Below are 24,009 nucleotides of genomic sequence, written 5' to 3'. Positions count from 1 at the left end.
CGGGATGAGCCTGGACCTGGACGCGATCGCCAACCGACTGGAGCCCCGGTTCGGCCGGGCCGCGCACCGCTGGGTGGGCACGCTGCGCCAGCGGCTCGACGACCTCGTCGAGCAGTGGGAGTTGACTCTCGGTAACCCGCTCAAGTCCGGCAACTCCTCGGTGGTGTTCCGGTGCGTGGGCCCGCTCGGCGACGCGGTGCTCAAGCTGTCCCCGGACAGCTACGCCGTGCGGGAGGAGGTGGACATGCTGCGCCAGTTCGCCTCCAGCGGACGGGTGCCGGCGGTGCGGGAGTCGGCCAAGGGCGCCGTCCTGCTCGAAGCGATCCACCCCGGCACCCTCGTGGAGAAGATGCCGCAGCCGCCCTCACCGCGGGAGTACGCCGCCTTCCTCACCGATCTGCACGGCGCGGGCGACCCGGCTGCCGCTCCCCGTCAACTGGCGGACTGGATCGACGTGCTGTTCAACTCGGCGACGCGCCGGGGCGCCGACCTGAGCGGGTCCAAGCGGCTGCGCGACGACCTGTTCGCGGTGCCCACCGACACCGTGCTGCTGCACGGGGACCTGCACCTCGGCAACGTGCTCGACGGCGGAGGCAGGGGTCTGGTGGCGATCGACCCGATGGCGTGCGCCGGTGACCCCTGCTTCGACGCCGTGGACTACGTGCTGGAGGGTCTGGACCGCGCGGAGATGGTGCGCCGCCGCGACGAGCTGGCGAGCGCCGCCGGCATCGACGTGGGCCGGCTCGACGCCTGGTGCCGGGTGACGGCCCCGATCGGCGCCACGTACGTCAGCAATCCCGTGCACTCCGCCGAGCTGGCGGCTTTCGGGCGCGGCGAGTACTGACCGGCCGACCACCGCCCCGGTCCGACGGCAACCCGCGTCGGGCCGGGGCCGCGCCATGCCCGGGGACCCGCGTCGACGTGTCGCCGACGCGACCGGGAGCTTTTCCTGGTGGGGCAGGAGAACGTGCTCTGCCGCGCGGGACGTGCCGGGCCGCACGATCGGTGCATGGTTCGTACCGGTCGTGCTTCCTTCGCCCAGGAACGCCTCTACTTCCTCGATCAGCTCCAGCCCGGAAACCCGGCGTACGTGGTGGCCTTCGCGGTACACCTGCGCGGTGCGCTGCGACCCGAGGCCCTTCGCACGGCCCTGACCCGGGTGGTCGCCCGGCACGACGCGCTGCGCACCACGTTCGCGGTGGTCGACGGTGTCCTCACCCAGCGGGTGTCGTCGACGCCCGCTGTGGACGTCGACATCACCGCCGACAGGTGGGTCGATCGCGCCACCCAGGAGGCCCACCTGCGGACGCTCGTCGCCGAGCAGGCCCGGCGGCCCTTCGACCTTGCCGACGGCCCGGTGGTACGGGCCTTCCTGCGCTCCTGGGGCCCGGACGAGCACGGCCTCGCGGTGCTCGTGCACCACATCGCCTGCGACGGGTGGTCGGTGGGTCTGCTCCTGCGCGACCTGGCCGCCGAGTACGACGCCACTGTCGACGGGTCGGTTGCCGCCTACGACGAGCCGGCCGAGTCCTACCTGGCGTACGCCGAGCGGCAGCACGAGACGTGGCGGCGGGACAGCTCGGGCCTCGACTTCTGGCGTGCGGCGCTGGTCGACGTGCCGCAACTGGCGCTGCCCACCGACTTCCCCCGCCCGAGCGTGCTCGGCACCACCGGCGCGGTGCTGCGCCGCCCGGTCGAGCCGGAACTGGTGCGCCGGCTGGGGGAGTGGGGGCGGGCGCGGGGCGCGACGCTGTTCGCGGTGACGCTCGCCGCGTACGCCTCGGTGCTGTCCCGGTACGCGCGCCAGGACGAGGTGGTGGTCGGCGTTCCGGTGGCGAACCGGATGGACGACGCCGAGGAACGCCTGGTCGGCTGTCTGGTCAACACGCTGCCGATCCGGCTCGACGTGTCCGGCCGGCCGAGCTTCACCGAGCTGGTGGACCGGGCACGACGGACCAGCATGGCGGCCTTCGCCAACCAGGACGTGCCGTTCGAGCAGATCGTGCGGGCCACCGTGGGGGAGCGGCAGCTCAGCCACGCACCACTGTTCCAGACCTCGCTGACGGTGCAGAACTTCCCGTTCGCGTTCCCCGAGTTCGCCGGGGTACGGCTGACCGAGGTCGACGTCGAGATCGACGTCACCAAGTTCGACCTGGGCCTGACCCTCGACGTCTCCACCGACGTGCCGTTCCTGCGCGCCGAGTACAGCACCGAGCTGTTCACGGCGGAGACCGTCGGCACGCTGCTCACGCACTACCTGACGTTCCTGCGGTCGATCGTCGACGAGGAGCAGCGGGAGCCGTCCATGGTGGACGAGGCCGAGCGGGTGCAGCTCACCGAGGGGGTGAACCCGCCGCTCGCATCGGCGCCGGTCACGCACCCGTCGGTGCTGCGTCGCTTCGCCGACCACGTGGCGGCGACCCCGGACGCGGTGGCCGTACGCCACCGGGACGTCGAGATCACCTACGCCGAGCTGGACCGGTGGGCCGGGCGGATCGCGGCGGGCCTGGCCGACCGCGGTGTCCGCCCCGGTGTCCGGGTGGGGCTGCTGCTCGGCCGTTCACCGGCGGTCGTCGCGGCGATCCTGGGCGTGTGGAAGCTCGGCGGCGTCTACGTGCCGCTGGACCCGGACTACCCGCGCCAGCGCCTCGAACTGATCGCCGCGAACGCCGGGATGGCGGTGCTCGTGGTGGACCCGGAGACCGCAGAGGCGGCCGAGGCGCTGACCCGCGACAGCGGGACCCCCCTGGCCGACGCACACACCCTCGACGGAATCTCCGTGCTCGAGGAGACCTTCCCCGGGCCGGACGACCCGGCGTACGTCATCTACACCTCCGGCTCGACCGGCGTACCCAAGGGGGTCCTGGTCGGGCACGGCGGCCTGGACGCGCTGAACAGCCCGACCCCGGCGGGCCTGGACGTCACGGCCGCCGACGTGTGGCTGGCGGCCAGCTCGTTCTCGTTCGACGCGTCGGTGTGGGAGATGTGGGGCGCGCTGACCACCGGCGCCCGGCTGGTCATCGCCGACCGGGTCGACCTGGTGGACCGGGAACGGCTGGCCCGGCTGGTGCGTCGTGAGGCCGTCACCGTGCTGTTCCAGACCCCGGGCGCGCTCTATCGCCTGCTGCCGCCGTACCTGCGGGCGCTCGACCCCGACGAGACCTCCCGCATCCGCTACGTCGTCCTCGGCGGCGAGGCGCTGAGCTGGTCGCGGCTGGCGTCGCTGATCGCGGACGCGCCGGGTCTGCAAACGGTGTTCGTCAACATGTACGGCATCACCGAGGGCACCATCCACGTCACGATCTTCCAGGCGTCGGCCGCCGACGTGCCCCGGGTCCCCGAGGGTGCCATCGGCGTGCCGTTGCCGTCGGCGCGCTGCTACGTCCTCGACGAGGACCTGCGGCCGACCGGCCTCAACGTGCCCGGCGAGCTGTACTGCGGCGGCGCGCTCGTGGCGCACGGCTACCTGGACAACCCGGAGCTGACCGAGGCGCGGTTCCCGCCCGACCCGTACGCCGGCGGGGTCATGTACCGCACCGGCGACGTGGTGAAGTGGGGTCTCGACGGGAGCATGGTGTACCTCGGCCGCAACGACACGCAGGTGCAGGTGCGCGGCTACCGCGTCGAGCTGGCCGAGGTGGAGGGCGCCCTGCTCACCCACCCCGCGGTGCGGTCGTGCGCCGTGGCCGCCGAGGACGACGAACTCGTCGCGTTCGTGGTCCACGGGATCGGCCCGGACGCCGAGCACGACCTGCGGGCGCACCTGCGCGAGACACTGCCGGCGTACATGGTGCCGTCGCGGATCCTGACCGTGGCGACCATCCCGCTCACCGCGCACGGCAAGGTGGACCTTCCCCGCCTGCTGGTCGACAGCCGCGCGGCACGGACGGCCATCGCGCCGTCGCGGCCACCGGCCGCAGGGGTCGGCACCGGGTTGGAGGAACGGATCCGGGCCTGCTGGGTCGAGGTGCTGCGGCGGCCCGACGTCGGGCTGCACGACAACTTCTTCGACCTGGGCGGCCACAGTTTCGCACTGATCGCGCTCCAGCAGCGGATGTCCGAGGAGGGTCTGGACGTCTCGGTGACCGACCTCTTCCGCTGCGGCACGGTCGCCGGCTGCGCGGCGGCGCTCCAGCACACCGCGCCCGTCGTCGCGGACCCCAACGGGGCGCAGCGCCGCCAGGGCCGCGCCCTGCTGGCCGACCGGCGGCGCAGCGTGGGAGCCGGCCGTGGCTGAGCTGGACGACAGCGCCGCGGTGGCGGTGGTCGGCATGGCCATCCGGGTCCCCGGCGCCGAACGCGACCTGGACCGGTTCTGGCGACACGTCCACGACGGCGTCGACGCCGTCAGCGTCTTCACGCCCGAGCAACTCGTCGGTTGGGGCGTACCCAAGGATCTGGTGGAACGGCCGGGCTTCGTGCCGGCCCGCGCGGTGCTCACCGACGCGGACCGCTTCGACCACCGGCTGTTCAGCTACTCACCGTCGGACAGCGCCCTGATGGACCCCCAGCAGCGGATCCTGCTGGAGTGCGCCTGGGCGGCCCTGGAGCACGCCGGCCACCCGCCGGTCGCCGCCGACGGCAACCGGGTCGGGGTGTACGTCGGCACCGGGCTCAACGTCTACCTGCTGGACAACGTGTGGCCCAACGAGCGCGCGGTCGAGGCGGCCGGTGGCCTGGGCGTGATCATCGGCAGCGACAAGGACTTCGCCGCCACCCGGATCGCCTACAAGCTGAACCTTCAGGGACCGGCGCTGACAGTGCAGACCGCCTGCTCGACGTCGCTCGTCGCGGTGCACCAGGCGACGCAGGCGCTGCTCACCTACGACGCCGACGTGGCACTGGCCGGCGCGGCCACCGTCGCCCCGCCGACCCGGCGCGGACACCTGCACGAGCCCGGCGGCATCTTCTCCGCCGACGGTCGCTGCCGCACCTTCGACGCCGCCGCCGACGGGACGGTGCCGGGCGACGGAGCGGGCGTGGTGGTGCTCAAGCGCCTCACCGACGCGCTGCGCGACGGCGACACGGTGCACGCGGTGATCCGTGGCTCCGCGGTCAACAACGACGGCGCCCGCAAGGCGGGCTTCACCGCGCCCGGTCCGACCGGTCAGGCCGCCGTCATCGCGGCGGCGTTGGAGGTGGCCGACGTCGACCCGGACACCGTGGGCCTGATCGAGACGCACGGCACCGGCACCGCGCTCGGCGACCCGATCGAGGTGGCGGCGCTGCGGCAGGTGTTCGACTCCGCCCGGCCCGACCGGGCGCCCTGCGCGCTGGGCGCCGTCAAGTCGGTCGTCGGACACCTGGACACCGCCGCCGGGGTGGTCGGCATGATCAAGACCGTCCTGGCCCTGACGCACCGGACGATTCCTCCGATCGCCCACCTCCGTACGCCCAACCCGGCGATCCGACTGGACGGCTCGGTGTTCGAGCTGCCGACGACCGCCCGACCATGGGCGCCTGTCGACGGCGTACGCCGCGCCGGGGTGAGCGCCTTCGGCATCGGCGGCACCAACGCCCACGTGGTGCTGGAGGAGGCCCCGCCAATCGCGGCCCGACCCCGCCGGCACGTCCCGCAGCTCGTCCTGGTCTCCGCGAAGACCGCCGCGGTGGCGCAGGAGAGCCTGGACCGGGTCACCGCGTTCGCGGCGGGAACCGCCCCCGGGGACCTGGCCGACCTCGCGTACACACTGCGGACCGGCCGCGCCGAGCTGCCCTGGCGGGCCGCCGTCCTGACCGGCGTGAACGACGGGGTCGCCCGGCTGCGCAAGGTCGACGCGACGGCTCGGGCGCGCGGGGTGGCGCTGCACCTCACCGGGGCCGGTGCGGTGACCGGCAACCGACCCAACTACGACGCCGACCCGGTGTACCGGCGGACCGTCGACGAGGGCGTCGCGCTGCTGCGTGGCCACGACCTGGATGATCCGGTCCGGGAACGCGGCGACCGGCTGCTGGCCTGCGTCGGCCTGACCCGGTCGCTGCGCAGCCGGGGCGTCACTCCGCGCGCTCTGGCCGGTGACGGCGTCGGCGCGGTGGCCGCCGCTGTGGTGGCCGGGGTGATGTCGCTCGCGGACGCGCTGGCGCTGCTGCGCGACACCGACGACCCCGGGGTACGCCTGCACCCCGCCGCTCTGCCCCTGCTCATCGACGGGCGGCCCGACGACAGCGCCTTCTGGCGGGCCGCCGCCCTCCGTCCCCCGACGTCGACGCCGCCCCCCGACGCGCCCGACCAGGTGCTCTGGATCGAGGTCGGCACCACCGTCACCCCGCACCTGGACGCCGACCAGCCGCCGCTTCCCGCCAACCGGCACGCCCGACTGCTGGCGACCGTCGGCGCGCTGTGGCAGCTGGGTCTCACCGACTCCTGGGATCCCGTGCACGACACCGGCCGCCGCCGGCTGCCCGCCCCCACCTACCCCTTCGCGGCCACCCGGCACTACCTGGACGCACCCGGAGCCGACCCGACCACAGAGAGGCGACACTGATGCGCGACGTACACGACCGGACCTGGGTGGCCGAGTTCGAGGAGCTGTGGATGGAGGTGCTCGGCGTCGACACCGTCGACGACGACGACGACTTCTTCGACCTCGGTGGACACTCGCTCAGCGCGCTGCGGCTGAGCACCCTGATCCGTCAGGACCTCAACCTCGCGGTGATGTTCGGCCACGTGCTGGAGAACCCCCGCTTCGCCGACCTGCGCAAGGTCGCGAGCGAGGTGCCGCTGGAGCGTCCGGCGGCGGAGACCGCCTGATGGTCGCCCCCGACCTCGCCGCTTGGGCGCCGCTCGCCGCGCGGGTGCTCGGCGGCACCCCCGAACAGGTGAGCGCGGCGGCCGCCACCGAGTCCTTCGTCGCTCTGGGCGGCACCTCGCTCCAGGCCATCGCCCTGGTCTCGCTGGGCCAGCGCGAGCTGCGGGCGGACGTGGACAGCGCCCGCCTGCTGTCGGCGCTGCCGCTGGCCCAGGCCCTCGCCGGCGCCGTGGACTTCGTCGACACCGCGCCACCCGTCGTCGCGCGGCAACCCACCGAGCGGGAGTTGCTGCCGGGTCAGCGGTCCATGCTGGCCGCGCACCTGCTGGAGCGGGACGCGCCGTACCACCTGATGTTCACGGTGGAGGCGGACGGACCGCTCGACCCGGCCCGGGTCCGGTGGGCGCTGCGCGAGCTGACCACCCGGCACGAGGCGCTGCGGACCCGCTTCGTGCGCGACCCCCGCCAGGCCCGGATCGTGCTGCCCGCGCCCTACGAGCCGCGCCTACTGCACCAGACGCTGCCCGACGACGACGCGGTACACGCCGTGCACGACCTGTACGGCCCGGCCGCCGCGCGCCTGCTGCGCCCTTTCGCGCAGCCACCCGTGGTGTTCGTACTGACCCGAACCGGTCGGCGCGACCTGCTCACCATGCTGGTGCACCACACGGTCAGCGACGGCTGGAGCGTCGGACTGTTCGCGCGGGAGTTCGCCGAGTTCTACGCCGGGGACGGCCCGACCGAGGCGGCCCCGTCGCCGGACTGGGTCGGCACCCGGCTCGCCGCGCAGGAGTCGTCCGGCGCGCTGGAGTCCGCCCTGACCCGGGTCACCGCGCGGCTGGACGGGGCACCGTGGACGGTGACGCTCCCCACCGACCTGCCGCCGGTCGCCGAGGCCGACGGGCGGGGCGCCCGACTGCGCTTCCACCTGGACGAGACGGCGGCGGAGGCGACGACCGGGTTGGCCCGGGAGTGCGGGGTGACCGTCACGTCGGTGGCCCTGGCAGCCTGGGCGTTGACAGTGTCCCGCCGCGCCGGTCTGGACGACCTGGTGCTCGGGATGCCGGCGGCGGGCCGGTTCGAGGCGGGCATGGACCGCCTGGTGGGCCTCTGCACCCGGGTCGTCCCGGTCCGCTGCGCGGCGACCGACGACAGCACCGTCCGGGAGTTCGTCCGCGGGATCGCCGACGCCCTGGCCGCGGCGGTCGCCGACGCCGACGTGCCGTTCGAGAAGGTCGTCTCCGCGCTGGGCGCCGGCACCGACCCGGGACGGAACCCGCTGGCCCAGCTCGGCTTCGCCGCCCACCACGAGCTGGTGCCCGACGAGCTGGTGGTGGGCGACCGTACCTGGCGGGTGCACGAGAGCCACTGCGGCGGCGCGGTGTTCGACGCCCTGCTCTACCTCCAGTCGTGGTCGGATCGTCCCCGGTTCGCGCTGGAGTACGCGACAGCCCTGCTGACCGCCGCCGACGCCGGGGAACTGGTCGAGTCGTTCCAGGCGGCGGTGCGGGAGCTGGCCGCCGACCCGGACGCCTCCCTGCGGGACGTCACCACGCTCTCGGCGGGTCAGCGCGCCCGGTTGCGCGAGCTGGGCTCGGGCGGGACGTACGACACCGCCGACGACGTGTGGCACCGGTTCGCGGCGTACGCGGAGTCGGCGGGCGAGCGGTCCGCGCTCGTCGACGCGCACACCGGGCTGACGCTCACCTACCGGGAGCTGCACGACGCTGCGGTCGAGCAGTCCCGTCTCCTGCATGGCCACGGGGTGCGCGCCGGCGACGCGGTTCTCCTGGAGGTGCCCCGCTCGGCCGCCGAGGCGGTAGCGGTGCTGGGCGTGCTGCGACTCGGCGCGCACTACGTGGCCGTGGACCAGCACGCCACCGCCGAGTGGCGTACCCATCTGGCGGCGACCGTCGCGGCGCGGGCCCGCCTCGGTGTGGGCGAGCCCTGGCCGGGAGTCGTCGACTGCCCGCTCGTCGATCCGCGGACGCCCGTCGGGGCAGACCCGGTCGAGGCGGCGCCGACCGACCCGGAGCGCACCGCGTACGTCTCCTTCACCTCCGGTTCGACGGGCGTGCCCAAGGGCGTCGTCGTGCCGCACCGGGCGGTGCTGCGACTGGCCGACGACCCGGGGATGTTCGCCGAGCGGCCGGGTATGCGGATGCTGCGGCTGTCCCCGCTGGCGTTCGACGCGTCCACCCTGGAGTTGCTGGTGCCCCTGGCCACCGGCGACACGGTGGTGGTCTTCCCGCCGGCGGACCCGACGCCACGCGGGCTGGCCGACGTCCTGAGCACCGCCGGGGTCACCCACGCCTGGCTCACCTCGGGCGTGTTCCACCTGGTCGCCGACCACCGTCCGGACGCGTTCGCCGGGTTGCGGCAGCTGTTCACCGGCGGGGGAGTGGTGTCACCGCCGCACGTGCGCCAGGTGTTGCGGGCCTGCCGGGGTCTGCGCCTGACCAACGGGTACGGCCCCACCGAGAACACCACCTTCACCACCACGTACTCCGTCGAGCACGCCGACGCGACCCCGGACCCGCTGCCGATCGGCGGCCCGGTGCACGGCACCGACCTGTCCGTCGTGGACGCGTCGGGTCGCCTCGTTCCACCGGGCGCGGTCGGCGAACTGCTGGCCGGCGGCACCGGCCTGGCCGACGGGTACCTGGGCGACCCGACCAGGACGGACGCCTCCTTCGTACGCCACGGCGGGGAACGCCGTTACCGCACCGGCGACCTGGTGCGCTGGGGCACCGACGGGCAGCTGCGCTTCCTGGGCCGCAACGACCGCCAGGTGAAGATCGCCGGACACCGGGTGGAGCTGGTCGACGTCGAGCGCCGGTTGCGGGCGCAGCCGGGCGTCCGCGACGCCGTGGTGTTCCCCACCGGTGACCCGGCGACCGGGGTACGCCTCTGCGCGGCGCTCAAGCCCGACCCGGACGGCGTCGACGTGGCCGCCGTGCGCCGCGCGGTGGAGCCCGACCTGGCCCCGTACGCCCGGCCGCAGCAGTGGGTGACGGTGGAGGAGTTCCCGCTGGACCGCAACGGCAAGGTCGACCTGCGGGCGCTGGGAGCGCTGGCCCAACCGACAGCGCCGCCGGAGACCTCGGCCGCGCCGGCCCGGGTTCCCGCCCAGCGCTCGGCGTCGCTCGCCGAGTTCGAAGAGCTGGTGACGGACGCCTGGGTGGAGGCGTTGGGCACCGACGACTTCGACGTCGACGAGGCGTTCTTCGACGTCGGTGGTGAGTCGCTGCGCCTGGCGATCGTGCGCCGGCTGCTCCAGGAGCGGCTGGCCGGCCGGGTCATCCCGCTCACCGACCTCTACCGCTTCCCGACCGTCCAGACGCTGGCCCGGCATCTGCACGCACAGACCGAGAGAGCAGGGGCATCCTCATGAGCGACGACATCGCGATCGTCGGCCTGGCCGGTCGGTTCCCCGGTGCCGCCGACGTCTGGGAGTACTGGTCGAACCTGGTCGCCGGGAAGACCACTGTCAGTGCGCTGACCCGGGGCGAGCTGCTGGCCGCCGGGGTTCCCGCCGACCGGCTCGACGACCCGGCGTACGTGCCGGCGCGCGGCGTCCTGGCCGACCCGGACCTGTTCGACGCGGCCTTCTTCGGCATCACTCCGAGGGAGGCGGAGACGATGGACCCGCAGCACCGGCTGCTGATGCAGACGGCGTGGGCCGCGCTGGAGTCGGCGGGGCTCGCCACCGAGCGGCCGTTCGGTCGGGTCGGCGTCTTCGCCGGGGCCGGGTTCAACTACTACGCGCTGCACCACGTGTTCGCCCAGCCCGACGTCGTCGAGTCACAGGGGCTGCTGTCGGTCGTGCTGGGCAACGAGAAGGACCACCTGGCCGCGAAGATCGCGTACCGGCTGGACCTGGGCGGACCCGCCATCACCGTGCAGACCGCCTGCTCGACGTCGCTGGTGGCGGTGCACCTGGCCTGCCAGAGCCTGCGCGGCGGCGACTCGGACGTGGCACTGGCCGGTGGCGCCTGCGTGGCGGTGCCGCAGCAGGCCGGGTACCTCTACGAGACGAAGGGCATCATGTCGCCGGACGGCACGTGCCGGCCCTTCGACGCCGCGGCCGACGGCACCGTGCCCGGCAACGGGGTCGCCCTGGTGGTACTCAAACGCGTCGCGGACGCTCGCCGGGACGGGGACACCGTGTACGCGGTGATCAAGGGGTCGGCGGTGAACAACGACGGTGGGATGAAGGTCGGCTACACCGCGCCGGGCATCGCCGGGCAGGTCGACGTGCTGACCCGCGCGTACGCCGCCGCCGCCGTCGACCCGGCGACAGTGGGCTACCTCGAGGCGCACGGCACCGCCACCGAGGTCGGCGACGCCATCGAGCTGGCCGCGCTGACCGAGGTGTTCCGTCGCGGCGAGCGACAGTGCTCTATCGGCTCGGTCAAGGCCAATGTCGGGCACCTCGACGCCGCCGCCGGTGTCGCCGGTCTCATCAAGGCGGCGCTGGCCCTGCACTTCCGGCAGATCCCGCCGCTCGCCGGCCTGAAGCAGGCCCGGCCCGAGCTGCTGGACGGGTCGACACCGTTCACGGTGGACACCGTCGCCCGTCGGTGGGAGGCCGCCGACGGCCCGCGCCGGGCGGCGGTCAGCGCCTTCGGTCTGGGTGGCACCAACGCACACGTGGTGCTGGAGGAGGCCGACGGTCCGATCCCGCCGGAGCCATCGGCCGCCGACGGCCCCGCCGAACTGATCGTGCTGTCCGCGCGGACCTCGGAAGCGGTCCGCGAGGCCGCCGATCAGGTGCACGAGTACGTCCGGCAGCGCCCCGACCTGTCCCTGCGGGACATCGCGCTGACAGTGCAGACGTACCGCCGGCACTTCCCGCACCGGTTGGCGGTGGCCGCGCGGGACGTCCCGGCGGCGCTCGCCGGGCTGCGCCGGGCGCGGGTGCGCGCGGCGGCCCGCCGACCCCGGGTGGTCTTCCTGTTCCCCGGGCAGGGCGCCGAGTTTCCCGCCATGGCGCGGGGCCTGTACGACCAGTACCCGTCGGTGCGGGCCGACCTCGACCACGGGGCGGAGCTGCTGGCCCCGGTCCTCGGGCTGGACCTGCGGGATGTCCTGGTCGACCACGACCCGCACGGTGTCGTGCACCGCACGGACGTCACCCAGCCGGCCCTGGCCCTGTACGAGGTGGCGCTCGGCCGGCTGCTGCTGTCGTGGGGCGTCCGCCCGGCGGCGATGATCGGCCACTCGGTTGGTGAGTTCCCGGCCGCCGCGCTCGCCGGTGAGCTGGCCGACGACGACATGCTGCGCCTGGTCGCGACCCGGGGTCGGCTCATGCAGGACGCCCCGGAGGGTCACCTGCTGGTCGTGCTGGCCGGGCCGCGCACCGTGGAGGAACACCTCGCGGGCCTGGACGCCCTCGACATCGCCGCCCGCAACGCGCCGGAGGTCACCGTCGTGGCCGGACCGCCGGCCCCGCTCGCCGCGTTCCGCGAACGCCTGGACGCGGCCGGGGTGCCCTGTCGGGCGCTGCCCGCGCAGCGCGCCTTCCACAGCCGGATGATGACCGACGCGGCCCGGCTGCTCGGCGTGGCGGCCGACCGGGTGCCCCACCGACCCCGGACCATCCCGGTGGTCAGCAGCGTCGACGGCGCGCTGCTCGGCAGCGGCCAGTCGCGGGCCGAGGACTACTGGGCGGCGCAGTTGCGCAGCCCGGTGCGCTACCACGACGCGCTACTGACCGCGCTGGAGCTGCCCGACCCCGTGCTCGTCGAGGTCGGTCCCGGCACCGCGCTGACCGGCATGGCCCGGCAGACACCGCAGGGGCGGCGGGTGCCCGGGTTCGCCGTGCAGCCACGGGCCGCACAGCGCGCCGACGCCGCCGACGTGCTCGCCGCACTCGGCGGGCTGTGGACGGCCGGGGTGGCGGTGGACTGGTCGGCGATGCGCGGCGGCACCCCGGCGCGACGGGTGGCGCTGCCCACGTACCCGTTCGCCCGTACCCGACACTGGCTGGAGGCGACACCGCCGCCGGCCCCGGACACCGCCGAACCGTCGCCGCCTCCCGCGGCTACCGGGGAGAGCACCGTGGTGGGCGAGATCGTGGAGCTGTGGGGCCGGTTGCTCGGCTCGCCCGACATCGGGCCGGACACCGACTTCTTCACCGTCGGCGGTGAGTCCCTGCTGTTCATCCGCATGGTCAACCAGGTGCAGCGCCGCTTCGCCGTCCGCATCCCGATGGAGAAACTGTCCGCGCGACCCACGCCGCGCGCCCTGGCCGAGCTGGTGACCGCATGACCGACCACACCGACCTGGCACACGCGGCAGCGGTGGCGGCCGTGCTCGCCCACCGCCTCTCCGGCGCGACGTCGGTGACGGTGCGCGGCCCGCACGGCGACCACACGCTGCGCGTGCACCCGGACACCACACCGACAGAGGTACGCGCGCAGACGCGGACACCGTCACCCGAGCTGTCCCCGGTGGACGTGGTGCTGGTGACACCCGGCCCACCGGGCGGGGCGGCGGGAACGGTGGGCCCGGTGCCGGTCTGGCTCGCCAGCGATCACTGCCATCCCACCCATCTCCAGGAACGACTGGACACCCTGAGCGGATGGCTCACCGCCCACCCCGACCGCCCGGTGCGCGAGGCGGTGCTCGTCGGTCCCCGGGAGCGGGCCATGCTGCTCGGCTTCAACCCCGCGCCGACCCCGGCCCCCCGGACACCCGTGCACGAGGCGATCTGCCGGCAGGCGGAGCGCACCCCGGACGCCGTCGCGCTGCGCGGCGGGGGACGCGACCGCAGCTACCGGGACCTGCTCGACGAGGCAGCGGCGCTGGCCGGGCGACTGCGCGCCGAGGGCGTGGGCCCCGGCTCGGTCGTCGCCCTGTGCACCGAGCGGAGCCCGGAGATGGTCGTCGCGGTGCTCGGTGTCCTGCTGTCCGGAGCGGCGTACCTGCCGCTGGACCCGTCCCACCCGAGGGCCCGGCTGGACCTGATGCTCAGCACCGCCGACGCCGCGCTGGCGCTCGCCGACGAGGAGGGACGGGCCGCGCTCGGCACCGGCGGAGCCCCGGCCGTTGCGGTGCGACCACTGGCCGGCGCCGACCTGCCCGCCGCGCCCGTCGACTGGCGTGGCTACCGCGCGTCGGAGGAGGTGGTGGACGGGCTGTCGTACGTCATCTTCACCTCCGGGTCGACCGGGGCGCCGAAGGGTGTGCAGATGACCCATCTGTCGCTGGCCAACCGGCTGGCGTGGATGCAGGAGGAGTACCGCATCGGGCCCGGCGACGTGGTGCTGCAGAAGACGCCGTACACCTTCGACGTGTCGGTGTGGGAACTGCTCTGGGCCTTCCTGGCCGGCGCGACGCTGGTCACGGCCGAGGCCCAGGCGCACCGCGACCCGCAGGAGATGGCCGCCGTCATCGCCCGCGAGGCGGTGACCACAGTGCACTTCGTGCCGTCGATGCTCGCCCTGTTCGTCGAGGAGCCCGGGGTCGCCGCGTGCGCAGCCCTGCGCCGGGTGATCTGTAGCGGGGAGGCCCTGCCGCCGAAGCTCGTCAACAAGCTCACCGCCACCCTGCCGACGGTGCGGGTGGACAACCTGTACGGCCCCACCGAGGCCGCCATCGACGTCACCGCCTGGCCGTGCCGCCGACCCGAACCGGACCCCACCGTCCCGATCGGCAGGCCGATCACCAACGTCATGGCGTACGTGCTGGACGACGACGGTGCGCTGGCCCCGCTGGGCGTGCCCGGGGAACTGGTGGTCGGCGGTGACTGCCTGGCCCGGGGGTACGCCGGACGGCCCGACCTGACCGCCGAGCGGTTCGGCATCGTGCACGTCGCCGGGCGTCCCCAGCGGGTGTACCGCACCGGCGACCTGGCCTGGTGGTCACCGCAGGGGTACCTGAACTACGGCGGGCGCATCGACACGCAGGTGAAGATCCGTGGGCAGCGGGTGGAACTCGGCGAGATCGAGTCGGTGCTGAACAGGCACCCGCTCGTCGCGAACAGCGTGGTGCTGCTCCGCGAGGACCTGGGTGCGGCCCCGACCCTGGTGGCGTACGTGGTGACCGAGCGGCACGCCGACGCGGGCGACGTGGGCGAGGCGGCGCTGCGGGCGTTCCTGGCCGAGCAGCTTCCCGACCACATGGTGCCGCTGCGCCACGTGGTGCTGCCCGAGTTGCCCGCCACCGCCAACGGCAAGGTCGACCGCAGGGCTCTGCCCGCCCCGCCGGCCCGGGTCCGCCGGCCGGTACGGGTCGGGTCACCCTCGGCGTAGGGCGTCGGGAGCGCAGAAGTCCGCAACAGGTCCGAGGGATATGGCGACGCGCTGCTCCACGGCCTGTGCGACCCGCCACCGCGACGACCGGCACCGGTCGGAGAGCCAGGTGTTCCCGCGCCTCGTACGGGTGAGATCGGCGCGGATGGCCGGCGTCTGGAGTGCGCGGAAGTCGTCGTCGTCCAGCAGTGGGCCAACGGCCCGATCACACCCGGCGCCCAACCGTGGTCTCGGGAGTGTTGATCCCGGTGGGTAGCCCGCGGGTCAGGACCGAGTTGGCGTCGCCGATCCGAGGCGAGTTAGGGGAATCAGTCCCGTGATTGACGCCTGACGCTTGCGGTGAAGCAGATTCTTTCCGGATTGATCGTCGATATGCTGTTGGAGTGCCCACCACGCCTCCCGAGAAAGGGGTCATCTGGGAAGAACTCTTCTTCGACCTGGCCTTCGTGTTCGCGCTCACCCAGTTCTCCCACATGCTGCACGAGGATCACAGTTGGGCGGGCACCGGCCGGGTACTGCTCCTGTTCGTAACCATCTATTGGGCATGGGTTGGCATCACGCTCTACACCGACCAACGCGACGTCGGCAATGCGCTGGACCGGGCTGGACTCTTCGCCCTCGGGCTCGGCAGTCTGCTGCTGGCCCTGACGGTCCCCGGCGCCTTTGGTGATCGGGGCCTGCTGTTCGTCGGCGTTTACCTGACGATGCGGGTACTGCTGGCGGCATTGTCATTGCGCACCCCAGGCGGCTGGCGGTCCCCGGTCTTCCGCCCTTACGGGTCGGGTCTGGTGGCTGGTCCGCTTCAACTCGCGGGTGGCCTGCTGCACGGTACGACGCGAATAGTGCTCTGGTCGATCGCGATTCTCGCCGATCTGTTCAGCACCACGCTCACCCGACGGACGCTCGACAAGGTCCGGGTCCGGCCGCTGCACTACACACACCGCTACGGACTGCTGATCATCCTGGTGCTCGGCGAGTCGGTGATCCAGGTCGGGATGGTAGCCGTGAACGAGCCGTTGACCCTCGCCCGGTTGGTCGCCGTATGCCTCTCCTACTCGCTGGTCTGCGCACTCTGGTGGGTGTACTTCATTTACGGTGTCCGGGCTTTCCGGCAAGCGGTGGCCTGGAGCGCTCAGCAGGCAGACATCCGCCGCTCCGTCATGATCTACGGTCACTTGCTGTTCAGTTTCGCGATCATCACGGTCGCCGTCGGCCTGTCCGAGGCAGTGACAGAGCCCCTCGAGCCGCCTCGGGCCAGCGAGGGGACCGTACTCTTCGGCGGCGCCGCGCTCTTCCTCGGCACCTTCGCCTACACCCACTGGCGGATCCACCGACAAATCGCGCGACGACGGATCGGCGCGAGCGTGCTCTGCCTGATCCTGCTGCCACTGGCACACCTAGCGCCGGCCCTGGCCGCCCTGGCGACCCTGTTCGTGGTGGTCGCCGGAGTGAGTGTGCTGGAAGGGATCATCCTGCACCGCCGCCCGATGATGGGGGACCACGCGGCGGAGGGCCAGATGCGTAGCGACCCGGGTCACGAGGACGAGGGCCCCGTGGTGCGCGAATGACGCATCCGACCGCAGGCGACCAGGGAGTAGACCTCGACCTCGTGCCAGACGGCGCGTCACCACGGTCGCGCTACGGATCCACCGCCGCGACGCCGTCCTCTCGACCTCGGCGCGCCAATGTCCTCACGATCGATGGAACGTCGCTCGTGAGGCCGGGTACGAGGACCCCGTCGAGATCGGGATAGGCCTCGATCGCCCTGACTCGTCGCGTAGCGCCGTTTCCGGCCGGCAGGTTCGGACCGGACTACCGTGCTGCCGGCGACCATCGGGCCCTGCTTGCCGGCTCGCGACAGATCCACTTCCACCAGCCTCAGCGGGATGGCAGTGGTGCGGCCGGGCGTACGGCCGTGAAGTCGGCGTGTTCGTATCGGGTGGCGGAGAGCAGTAGCAGCCATTCGTCACAGCCCTGCCACGGGTAGAGGTCGGCGGCTCCGCCGCGTACGGTCCGGGGCCCGTCTCCGGTCCGTGGTCGCGCGTCCGAGGGTGCGGCGTCGAACCCGGGGATCCACACGTCGGCGCAGAGTTCGTTCGCCGAGCCCATCGCCGCCAGCCCGAACCGGTTCTCCGCGGCGGCGGTCCGCGTCTCGTTAGCGAAATCGTCGAGCAGTTGGTCCTCGTCGGGTTTCCCGTCCCCGTGGAAGGTCAGTGTGGTGGTGCCGGCGCGGGCCGCGTACTCCCACTGCGCCTCGCTGGGCAGGTCGAACGGCACCAGCTCGAGCAGGTCCTCCAGGTCGCCTTCGAGCCGCGCTGTGCCGGTGTCCGCCTCGGCGTAGTCGTCGTCGTACTCGGGCAGCCAGTGCTTGACCTGCGCCACGGTCAGCGGGTGCCGGGCGAGCAGGAACGACTCGACGTGCACCTCGCGTACCGGTTGTGCGTCCTTGGCGTTGGCGAGGAACGGGCCGATGGTGTCCTCGACCCCACCGCTTCGCTCAATGGCCCGTACCGCGTCCAGCTCCGCCTCGGACAGCCCCATCCGGAACGCGCCGCCGGGAACCTCGCGGAACACGACTCCCGACGGGACATGCCGCCACGCCGATCGCCCGGCCACGAATTCCTCGGTCCACATGGCGGCGAACGCTAGCAGCAAGCCGCCCGGCGGTCTCTCCCGATGATCCCGCAGCTCGCGCACAGATCAACTGGCTGTCGAAGCTTCAGGCCGAAAGTTGGCAGCATCACTGACTGGGCCTGGCAGCGTCGCCCGGCGAGAAGTGGGTCCGATGCCGCAGCCTTCGCCGGGTTGGTCGGGCCGAACAGGGTGAGCGCCGCCGGACGTTCCGGAGCGCCGCTAGGCGGTCATTCCCCGCTCTGAGCCGGGCGGCGCGGCGGCAAGCTACTGAGGATCAGAAGCCCTCGCCCGGCACGACCGTGTGCTCACAGGGTCTGTAGTCGCTGCGTGATGAACAGGGCGGCGCGGTCGGCTTCGTCGAGCTGGCCGATGAAGGACTGGAAGACGTGCGGGACGCCCGCGGTGATGTCCAGGATGCGCGACACGTGGCAGATCCCGCGGGCGGTTAGCCTGCCGGGGTTCTATCAGGGTGTGAACCGCGGCGCCACGTCGGCGAGGGCATGGTCGAGGATTTCCAGGCCCAGGTCCAGTTCCGCGTGGCTGGAGGTGAGCGCCGGCGCGATGCGGAAGACGCCGCCCATGCCCGGCAGTTGCACCACGTTCATGTGCAGGCCCAGCTCCAGGCAACGTCCTGTCACTGCGGCGCCCAGCGCGTCGGCCGGTCGTTTCGACTCCCGGTCGCTGACCAGCTCGAGCCCGACCAGCAGACCGCGGCCGCGCACGTCGCCGACCACCGGGTGGCGCTGGCTGATCTCCTGAAGACCCTTGCGCAGGTACGAGCCCAGGTGCGCCGCCTGTTCGTCGAGCCGGTCGGCCTCCAGCACGTCCAGGACCGTGTTGCCGACGGCGGCCACCAGCGGGTCCGAGACGTGCGTGGTGAAGAAGAGGAAACCGCGCTCGTGCGCCGTGTGCTCGATCTCCGGGCTGGTCACCACGGCGGCCAGCGGCAGGCCGGCGCCGAGCGTCTTGGACAGGGTCAGGATGTCCGGCACGACGCCGTCCCGCTGGAACGCGTACCACTCTCCGGTGCGGCACAGGCCGGTCTGCGCCTCGTCGAGGATCAACAGCCCGCCCCGCTCGTGCACCTTGTCGCGCAGCGCCGCGAGGTATCCCGGCGGCAGGTCGATCACCCCGCCGGAACTGAGGATCGGTTCGACGATGCACGCCGCCAGGCTGCCCACCGACTGGGCGTCGAACAGCTCGAACGCGAACTCCAACTGATGCCGCCAGTCCAGCTCGCCGCCGGGCAGGGTGAAGTCGGGCCGGTACGCGTTCGGCGTCGGGATCGCGAAGTTGCCGGGCGCCGCGGGCCCGTACCCCTTGCGCCCCCAGCTGTAGGTGGCGCTCGCCGCAGCCTGGGTCATCCCGTGCCACGACCGGGCGAACGAGATGATCTCGTGCCGGCCGGTGACCAGCTTCGCCATCCGGATCGCCGCCTCGTTGGACTCCGCGCCGGTGGTGAGCAGCAGGACCTTCTCCAGCGGCGCGGGCAGCGAGCCGGCGAGGCGGCGGGCCAGCTCGACCACGGGCCGGCTCAGCATGCCACTGAACAGGTGGTCGAGAGTGGCTGCCTGCCGCTGGATCGTGGCGACGACGGCTGGGTGGGAGTGGCCCAGGATCGCGCTCATCTGCCCCGAGGTGAAGTCGAGCAGGCGGCGGCCGTCGGCGGTGAAGACGAAACTGCCCTCGGCGCGGTCGATGATCTCACGTACGAAGCTGCCCGCGCCGGTGTAGCGGACCAGGTGACGATCGGCGTCGGACCAGAACGAATCAGCCATGGACCGACGCTAGGCAGTCCCGGACAGGCACGTCCATCGCACATTTTCGCTGTCGCTGTTAAGCAGAGCCGTACAGTCCGGGTTCATGACGTTGAATCCGTGGCGGCTGCGCCTGCTCGCCGACCTGGCGACGTTCGGCACTGTTCGGGCCGTTGCGCAGCGCGGCAACCTGAGCCCGTCGGCGGTGTCGCAGCAGTTGGCCACGCTGGAGCGGGAGACCCGTAGCGCGTTGCTGGAACGCACCGGCCGGCGGGTGCGGCTCACCGCGGCGGGAATGTTGCTTGCCGGCCGGGCTCGGGAGATCCTCGCAGCCATGGACGCGGCCGAGGCAGAGCTGCGCCGCCTCGCCGAGGAGCCGGCCGGCACCGTCACCGTGGCCGCGTTCCAGAGTGCCGTGCAGGCCCTCGCCGAACCGGCGCTTGCCCGTCTCGCGACCCGACACCCGGACGTGAACGTGGTGTTGCTGGAGTTGGAGCCGCACGAGAGCATGCCGGCGCTGCGTCGCGGCGACGTCGACCTGATCATCACGACCGCGGACTTCGCCGGCGCCGAGCTCTCCCCGGAGATTTACCTGGTGCCACTCGCCACCGACCCGGTGGTGCTCGTGCTGCCCCCGGAGCATCCGCTGACCAGCGCCGAATCGGTCGACCTGGAGGCGTGCGCGCAGCAGCGGTGGACGTTCGACGTCGCGGGCTCGTACATGTCCGAGCTGTCCACCCGACTGTGCCGGGAGGCCGGCTTCGAGCCCGTGGTGATCTGTCGGTTCAACAACTACATGCTGGCGCTCCAGCACGTGGAGAATGGCCGCTCGATCGCCATGCTGCCGAAGCTGGCGGTGGACCCGCGATACCGGGTGGTGACCCGACCGCTGAACCCGCCGCTGACCCGGCGCATCACCGCCGGGGTCCGGCGAGCGGCCGCGTCACGCCCCGAGGTGACAGCCGTGCTCAATGCTCTGCGAGCAGGTGACTGACTTTTCGCCCGTCGGCGGAGCTCCGAGGTCCATCGTGGTGAACGCCGGCCTCATCGCATCGGGTGGCGCTTGGCGAACTCCCACACGATCGCGCTGGCGTCGGGACCGGCGTGATCGGTGTAGCGGCCGTCGCCGTCCGGTCCCGGCCACGCGTGCCCCATGTCCTGGACGCGATACGTCTCGACGACCGAAGAACCGTCCGACGCCCTGATCGTCGAGTGCGCGTACGCGTGCCGACCCTCGGCGGCCGGCACGGACACCGTCTCCTCGGTCGGGTCGAGGCTGCCGTTGGGTAGCCCGTCGTCCACGAGGTCGCCAACCGCGGTCCAGTGGGCGGCGAGGCGGGTGGCGACCAGGGGCGGCACGACCTCGTCCCGCTCGCCCTGAATGATCAGCATCGGCACACGGCGGGCCCGCTCACCCATCTGGGCCCAGGCCTGACGTGCCGTGTCCAGCGGCGACGTCGAGTCTGGGTCGTCCGGGTCGACCTGGTTGAGCCCGTACTCCCCGCCGGCCACCGAGGTCACCGTGGCGAAGACGTCGGGGTAGGTGGCGGCGAGGATGACGGCGGTCCCGGCGCCCGACGAGGCTCCGGCGACGTGCACCCGCGTGGGATCCGCGTCGTACTCCTCGACCACCTGGCGGGCGACACCGGCGAGCAGTGCCGGCTCGCCGGTGTGCCGCTGCTGGTCGCGGGCGTCGCTGGAGTTCCAGCAGGCGATCACGTTGCGGGAGATCAGTTGTGTGGGATAGACGACGATGAAGCCCTCCCGGTCGGCCAGGCGGTTGAACTGCGTCGTGGATTTCATGGAGTTCCACCCGTAACCGGTCATGGCGCAGCCGTGGATCGCCATGACGACCGGCAACCCGGCCGTCCCGTCCTGGTGGGGCGGAACGTGGACCTGGTAACGCTGCGACCCGGCGGCACCGTTGTAGACGTGGTTGCGGTCGCCGTCGCCCATCTGCCAGGGCAGGCCGAGTTGCAGGCCGGCGACGCCGAGGCTGGCGGCGGCCACGACGGTGACGACGATGCCGGAGACGATCCGGAGCCATCGTGGTCGGGGACGACGCGGCGGGTGTGGCGGCGCGGTCACGCGGGCCTCCTTTTCGGTACGGGATCCAGGTCAGCTGGATGGGGCGTGGGTGGGCGTACGACGGACAGGTGAGACGTCGCCGCCGGTGTGGTGAATGGCCTGGTCGGCGACCGCCAGCGGCAGGTCCGCCCGGAGCCGTCGACCAGGTCGGGGTTTGACGACGCGGTCGGGCTAGCTTCGCGGAAGGACGGAGATGGCCACGATGGCGCTGTTGACGACGGTGGCCGTCACGGTGCGGGTCACGGCTGCCGCAGCGGCGTCGGCGCCCCAGTCGCCCTGTTCGAGTTCCTTGGCTCGGCTGATCACCGGCGAGGTCCACGGGATCTCGCGGTGGAACTGCGGGAGCGTCCCGCTCGCCGAGAGCAGCGCCGTGAGCGCGGCGACCCGGGCCTGCGGCTGCGCACCGTCCACGAGAACCTGCCGAACCTCGGCGAGCAGGCGGGCCCGTCGTTCGGTCCGGCCGTCGCGCAGGGCCGTCGTCCGGAACAGGCCGAGCACCTTGCGGGGCACCTGGTCGATGTCGCCGCGCGCGACGAGCCGGTGCAGGACCGGCTCGCGCAGGACGGGACCGATCGCGGCCAGTGCCGTCTGCACCCCTCGGGGTTTCTCGGCGAGGTAGTCGTAGGCCGGGCGGAGGAGGCTGTCCGACGGTGGGTGCCCCGGCACGCCGCTGACCCGCCCCCGGTCCGTCGTGGTCAGGTGCTCGCCGAGGGCGAGGTCGGCGAGGACGGCTCCGCCGAGGACGTAGAAGAGGGTGTTCTCGCCGGCGATGGTCCCGGACCTGGGTTGGAACAGGAGCAGGAGGAGGTCTTCGACGAGGGTCGGGGTGTGCGAGAGGGGTGCGGTGGTCATCGTCGGGGCTCCCAGCGGAAGAGGCGGGTGGCGAGGTTGACGGCGATGACGACCCAGCCGAGCGTGGGCGCGAGCAGGAGCAGGGAGTCGGTGACGGCGACGCCGCCGTTCCAGGCGTTCATGATGAGTTCGGTGGCCGCGCCGCCGGGCAGCAGCCGCTTGAGCCAGGCGAGGTTCTCGGTGCCGGAGATACCCACCCAGGTGGTCACGGCGATCACCCCGAGGGTAACGGGGAGGGTGGTGACCTGGGCGTGTTCGGGGGAGTTCGTCAGCCCGGCCGTGGCCAGCGCCAGGCCGATCAGCATGGCCAGGGTCGCGAGGATCGCCACCACCAGCAGGGCGACGTTCGACGGTCCTCCGGCGACCACGGCCAGGGCGGTGAGGATCGCGGCCACCTGCACCGCCGCGATGACGAGTACGGGCAGCAGTAGGCCGGCGAGGATGCCGGGGTCGCTCTCGGCGGTGGAGCGCAGCCGCTTGAGGAAGAGGTTCTGCCGCCGGGAGGCCAGGGTGGTGACGGCCGTGGCGTAGAGGCCGAACGCGGCGACGGTGAACGTGACGATCGCGGCGATGTAGCCGAGGCTTCCGAGGGCGGCGTACGTCTCGTGCTGACGCACGAAGAACGCGCTGACCGCGACCGGGATGATGAGGCTGGTGATCAGGATCAGTCGGTTGCGGAAGATCTGAATCAGTTCGCTGGACGCGATGGACAACACGGGTGAGGCTCCTTCGGGATGCGCGGATCAGTTGCTGATGGCGCGGAAGACGTCGTCGAGCCGGGTCGGCCCGGCCGCCAGGTCGCGCAGTTCCACGGCGTGGGCCTGCGCCCAGCCGAGCAGCAGGTGCAGGTCCTTCTGCAGCTCGAAGGACTCGACGGTGACCTTCCCGTCGGCGTCCACGTCGGCCTGCAGCGGTAGCGGCGGCACCGGTGTGGCGAGGGAGAAGCGGATCACGCCCGGGAGGGTCCGGGTCAGTTCGGAGACGGTGCCCTCGCGATGGAGGACACCCTGGTGCATGAGCCCGATCCGGTCGGCGCGCTGTTGCGCCTCCTCCAGGTAGTGCGTGGTGAGCACGATGGTCGAGCCGTTCTCCCGGAGCCGGTCCACCGTCGCCCAGACGGCGTCGCGGGACTGAATGTCGAGGCCGGTGGTCGGCTCGTCCAGGAAGATCAGCTCCGGGGTGCCGTAGACCGCGGTGGCGAAGTCCAGCCGCCGCTTCTCCCCGCCGGACAGCTGCGAGACCTTGCGTCCGGCCCGGCCGGTGAGGTCGACCAGGTCGATCACCCGGTCGACGTCGTCGGTGCGCCGGGTGAGCCGGCCGATCAGGCCGACCGACTCACGGACGGTGAGGTCCGGGGAGAAACCGCTCTCCTGGAGCATGACGCCCATTCGGGGACGTGTCGCCTGCCGGTCGTCGGGGCGGTGCCCGAACACGCGTACCGTGCCCGAGGTTGGCCTCCGGTGACCCTCGACGACTTCCAGGGTCGAGGTCTTCCCGGCTCCGTTGGTGCCCAGCAGTGCGTAGAGCTCTCCGGGTCGTACCTCGAAGGAAAGATCCTTCACGGCGTGGAAGTCACCGTAGGTGAGGTTCAGCCGTTCGACTTCGATGACGGGTGTGGTGGACATGCACCCAATGACAGCGCGGGCGGGGCCGTCCCGTCAGTGGCGCCGT

15 protein-coding genes are annotated in these 24,009 nt (G+C 72.6%); 9 read left to right on the top strand and 6 right to left on the bottom strand.

Translation table 11 applies throughout. From position 1 onward, the window contains the following. The first annotated feature begins 4 nt into the window (after positions 1 to 4). The 8 genes from QSK15_RS21925 (at position 5) to QSK15_RS21890 (ending at position 16,575) form a co-directional block, all read left to right on the top strand. A complete protein-coding gene (locus tag QSK15_RS21925; RefSeq protein WP_285796037.1) occupies positions 5 to 844 on the top strand; it encodes an aminoglycoside phosphotransferase family protein in 840 nt (279 codons plus the stop codon). Positions 845 to 1,009: 165 nt separating this feature from the next. Then, the gene (locus QSK15_RS21920; protein ID WP_285796036.1) at positions 1,010 to 4,237 is read left to right on the top strand and encodes a non-ribosomal peptide synthetase; all 3,228 of its coding nucleotides are present in this window, start codon (positions 1,010 to 1,012) and stop codon (positions 4,235 to 4,237) included. Next, the gene (locus QSK15_RS21915) at positions 4,230 to 6,485 is read left to right on the top strand and encodes a beta-ketoacyl synthase N-terminal-like domain-containing protein (protein ID WP_285796035.1); all 2,256 of its coding nucleotides are present in this window, start codon (positions 4,230 to 4,232) and stop codon (positions 6,483 to 6,485) included. The genes QSK15_RS21920 and QSK15_RS21915 overlap by 8 nt, the downstream gene beginning before the upstream one ends. Then, positions 6,485 to 6,751 (top strand): phosphopantetheine-binding protein, encoded by a 267-nt coding sequence (locus QSK15_RS21910; protein ID WP_285796034.1) that lies wholly within the window; start codon positions 6,485 to 6,487, stop codon positions 6,749 to 6,751. Before QSK15_RS21915 ends, QSK15_RS21910 begins: the two co-directional genes overlap by 1 nt. Then, positions 6,751 to 10,143, top strand: coding sequence for a non-ribosomal peptide synthetase (locus QSK15_RS21905; RefSeq protein ID WP_285796033.1), 3,393 nt, complete (start codon positions 6,751 to 6,753; stop codon positions 10,141 to 10,143). The genes QSK15_RS21910 and QSK15_RS21905 overlap by 1 nt, the downstream gene beginning before the upstream one ends. Continuing rightward, positions 10,140 to 13,022, top strand: a complete 2,883-nt coding sequence (locus tag QSK15_RS21900; RefSeq protein WP_285796032.1) for a type I polyketide synthase — start codon at positions 10,140 to 10,142, stop codon at positions 13,020 to 13,022. The genes QSK15_RS21905 and QSK15_RS21900 overlap by 4 nt, the downstream gene beginning before the upstream one ends. After that, the gene (locus QSK15_RS21895; protein ID WP_285796031.1) at positions 13,019 to 15,007 is read left to right on the top strand and encodes an amino acid adenylation domain-containing protein; all 1,989 of its coding nucleotides are present in this window, start codon (positions 13,019 to 13,021) and stop codon (positions 15,005 to 15,007) included. The genes QSK15_RS21900 and QSK15_RS21895 overlap by 4 nt, the downstream gene beginning before the upstream one ends. A 383-nt stretch (positions 15,008 to 15,390) precedes the next feature. After that, the gene (locus QSK15_RS21890) at positions 15,391 to 16,575 is read left to right on the top strand and encodes a low temperature requirement protein A (RefSeq protein WP_285796030.1); all 1,185 of its coding nucleotides are present in this window, start codon (positions 15,391 to 15,393) and stop codon (positions 16,573 to 16,575) included. Between the two features lie 310 nt (positions 16,576 to 16,885). On the opposite strand, the gene QSK15_RS21885 is transcribed toward QSK15_RS21890, so the two are convergent. Next, positions 16,886 to 17,641 (bottom strand): formylglycine-generating enzyme family protein, encoded by a 756-nt coding sequence (locus QSK15_RS21885; protein ID WP_285796029.1) that lies wholly within the window; start codon positions 17,639 to 17,641, stop codon positions 16,886 to 16,888. Between the two features lie 464 nt (positions 17,642 to 18,105). Then, a complete protein-coding gene (locus tag QSK15_RS21880) occupies positions 18,106 to 19,419 on the bottom strand; it encodes an aspartate aminotransferase family protein (protein ID WP_285796028.1) in 1,314 nt (437 codons plus the stop codon). An 85-nt stretch (positions 19,420 to 19,504) separates the two neighbouring features. Here QSK15_RS21880 and QSK15_RS21875 point away from each other — a divergent pair, with 85 nt between their 5' ends. After that, positions 19,505 to 20,392 carry a LysR family transcriptional regulator gene (locus QSK15_RS21875; protein WP_285796027.1) on the top strand — a complete coding sequence of 296 codons (888 nt, stop codon included), beginning with the start codon at positions 19,505 to 19,507 and terminating at the stop codon, positions 20,390 to 20,392. A 50-nt stretch (positions 20,393 to 20,442) separates the two neighbouring features. Here the strand turns inward: QSK15_RS21875 and QSK15_RS21870 are convergent, their stop codons facing one another. The 4 genes from QSK15_RS21870 to QSK15_RS21855 all read right to left on the bottom strand — a co-directional run bounded on the left by QSK15_RS21870 (position 20,443) and on the right by QSK15_RS21855 (position 23,963). Beyond that, positions 20,443 to 21,486 (bottom strand): extracellular catalytic domain type 1 short-chain-length polyhydroxyalkanoate depolymerase, encoded by a 1,044-nt coding sequence (locus tag QSK15_RS21870; protein WP_285796026.1) that lies wholly within the window; start codon positions 21,484 to 21,486, stop codon positions 20,443 to 20,445. A 171-nt stretch (positions 21,487 to 21,657) separates the two neighbouring features. Then, positions 21,658 to 22,338: a GOLPH3/VPS74 family protein gene (locus tag QSK15_RS21865; protein WP_285796025.1), complete on the bottom strand. Its 681-nt coding sequence runs from the start codon at positions 22,336 to 22,338 to the stop codon at positions 21,658 to 21,660. Then, complete coding sequence (locus QSK15_RS21860; RefSeq protein ID WP_210864585.1) at positions 22,335 to 23,054, bottom strand: ABC transporter permease; 720 nt, start codon at positions 23,052 to 23,054, stop codon at positions 22,335 to 22,337. Before QSK15_RS21860 ends, QSK15_RS21865 begins: the two co-directional genes overlap by 4 nt. A 27-nt stretch (positions 23,055 to 23,081) precedes the next feature. Beyond that, the gene (locus tag QSK15_RS21855; protein WP_210858091.1) at positions 23,082 to 23,963 is read right to left on the bottom strand and encodes an ABC transporter ATP-binding protein; all 882 of its coding nucleotides are present in this window, start codon (positions 23,961 to 23,963) and stop codon (positions 23,082 to 23,084) included. Positions 23,964 to 24,009: the final 46 nt, after the last annotated feature.

The sequence above is a fragment of the Micromonospora sp. NBRC 107095 genome (assembly GCF_030269705.1).
GTDB classification, from domain to species: Bacteria; Actinomycetota; Actinomycetes; order Mycobacteriales; family Micromonosporaceae; genus Micromonospora; species Micromonospora parva.
The sequence above is the reverse complement of the archived record's forward strand: the minus strand, read 5'-3'. Positions and strand labels throughout refer to the sequence as shown.

Bases quoted from the DNA above. Each gene is read 5' to 3' on its own strand.
- QSK15_RS21895 (WP_285796031.1), top strand. From the start codon at position 13,019: ATGACCGACCACACCGACCTGGCACACGCGGCAGCGGTGGCGGCCGTG.
- QSK15_RS21875 (WP_285796027.1), top strand. From the start codon at position 19,505: ATGACGTTGAATCCGTGGCGGCTGCGCCTGCTCGCCGACCTGGCGACG.
- QSK15_RS21905 (WP_285796033.1), top strand. From the start codon at position 6,751: ATGGTCGCCCCCGACCTCGCCGCTTGGGCGCCGCTCGCCGCGCGGGTG.
- QSK15_RS21920 (WP_285796036.1), top strand. From the start codon at position 1,010: ATGGTTCGTACCGGTCGTGCTTCCTTCGCCCAGGAACGCCTCTACTTC.
- QSK15_RS21925 (WP_285796037.1), top strand. From the start codon at position 5: ATGAGCCTGGACCTGGACGCGATCGCCAACCGACTGGAGCCCCGGTTC.
- QSK15_RS21880 (WP_285796028.1), bottom strand. From the start codon at position 19,419: ATGGCTGATTCGTTCTGGTCCGACGCCGATCGTCACCTGGTCCGCTAC.
- QSK15_RS21910 (WP_285796034.1), top strand. From the start codon at position 6,485: ATGCGCGACGTACACGACCGGACCTGGGTGGCCGAGTTCGAGGAGCTG.
- QSK15_RS21865 (WP_285796025.1), bottom strand. From the start codon at position 22,338: ATGACCACCGCACCCCTCTCGCACACCCCGACCCTCGTCGAAGACCTC.
- QSK15_RS21855 (WP_210858091.1), bottom strand. From the start codon at position 23,963: ATGTCCACCACACCCGTCATCGAAGTCGAACGGCTGAACCTCACCTAC.
- QSK15_RS21900 (WP_285796032.1), top strand. From the start codon at position 10,140: ATGAGCGACGACATCGCGATCGTCGGCCTGGCCGGTCGGTTCCCCGGT.
- QSK15_RS21885 (WP_285796029.1), bottom strand. From the start codon at position 17,641: ATGTGGACCGAGGAATTCGTGGCCGGGCGATCGGCGTGGCGGCATGTC.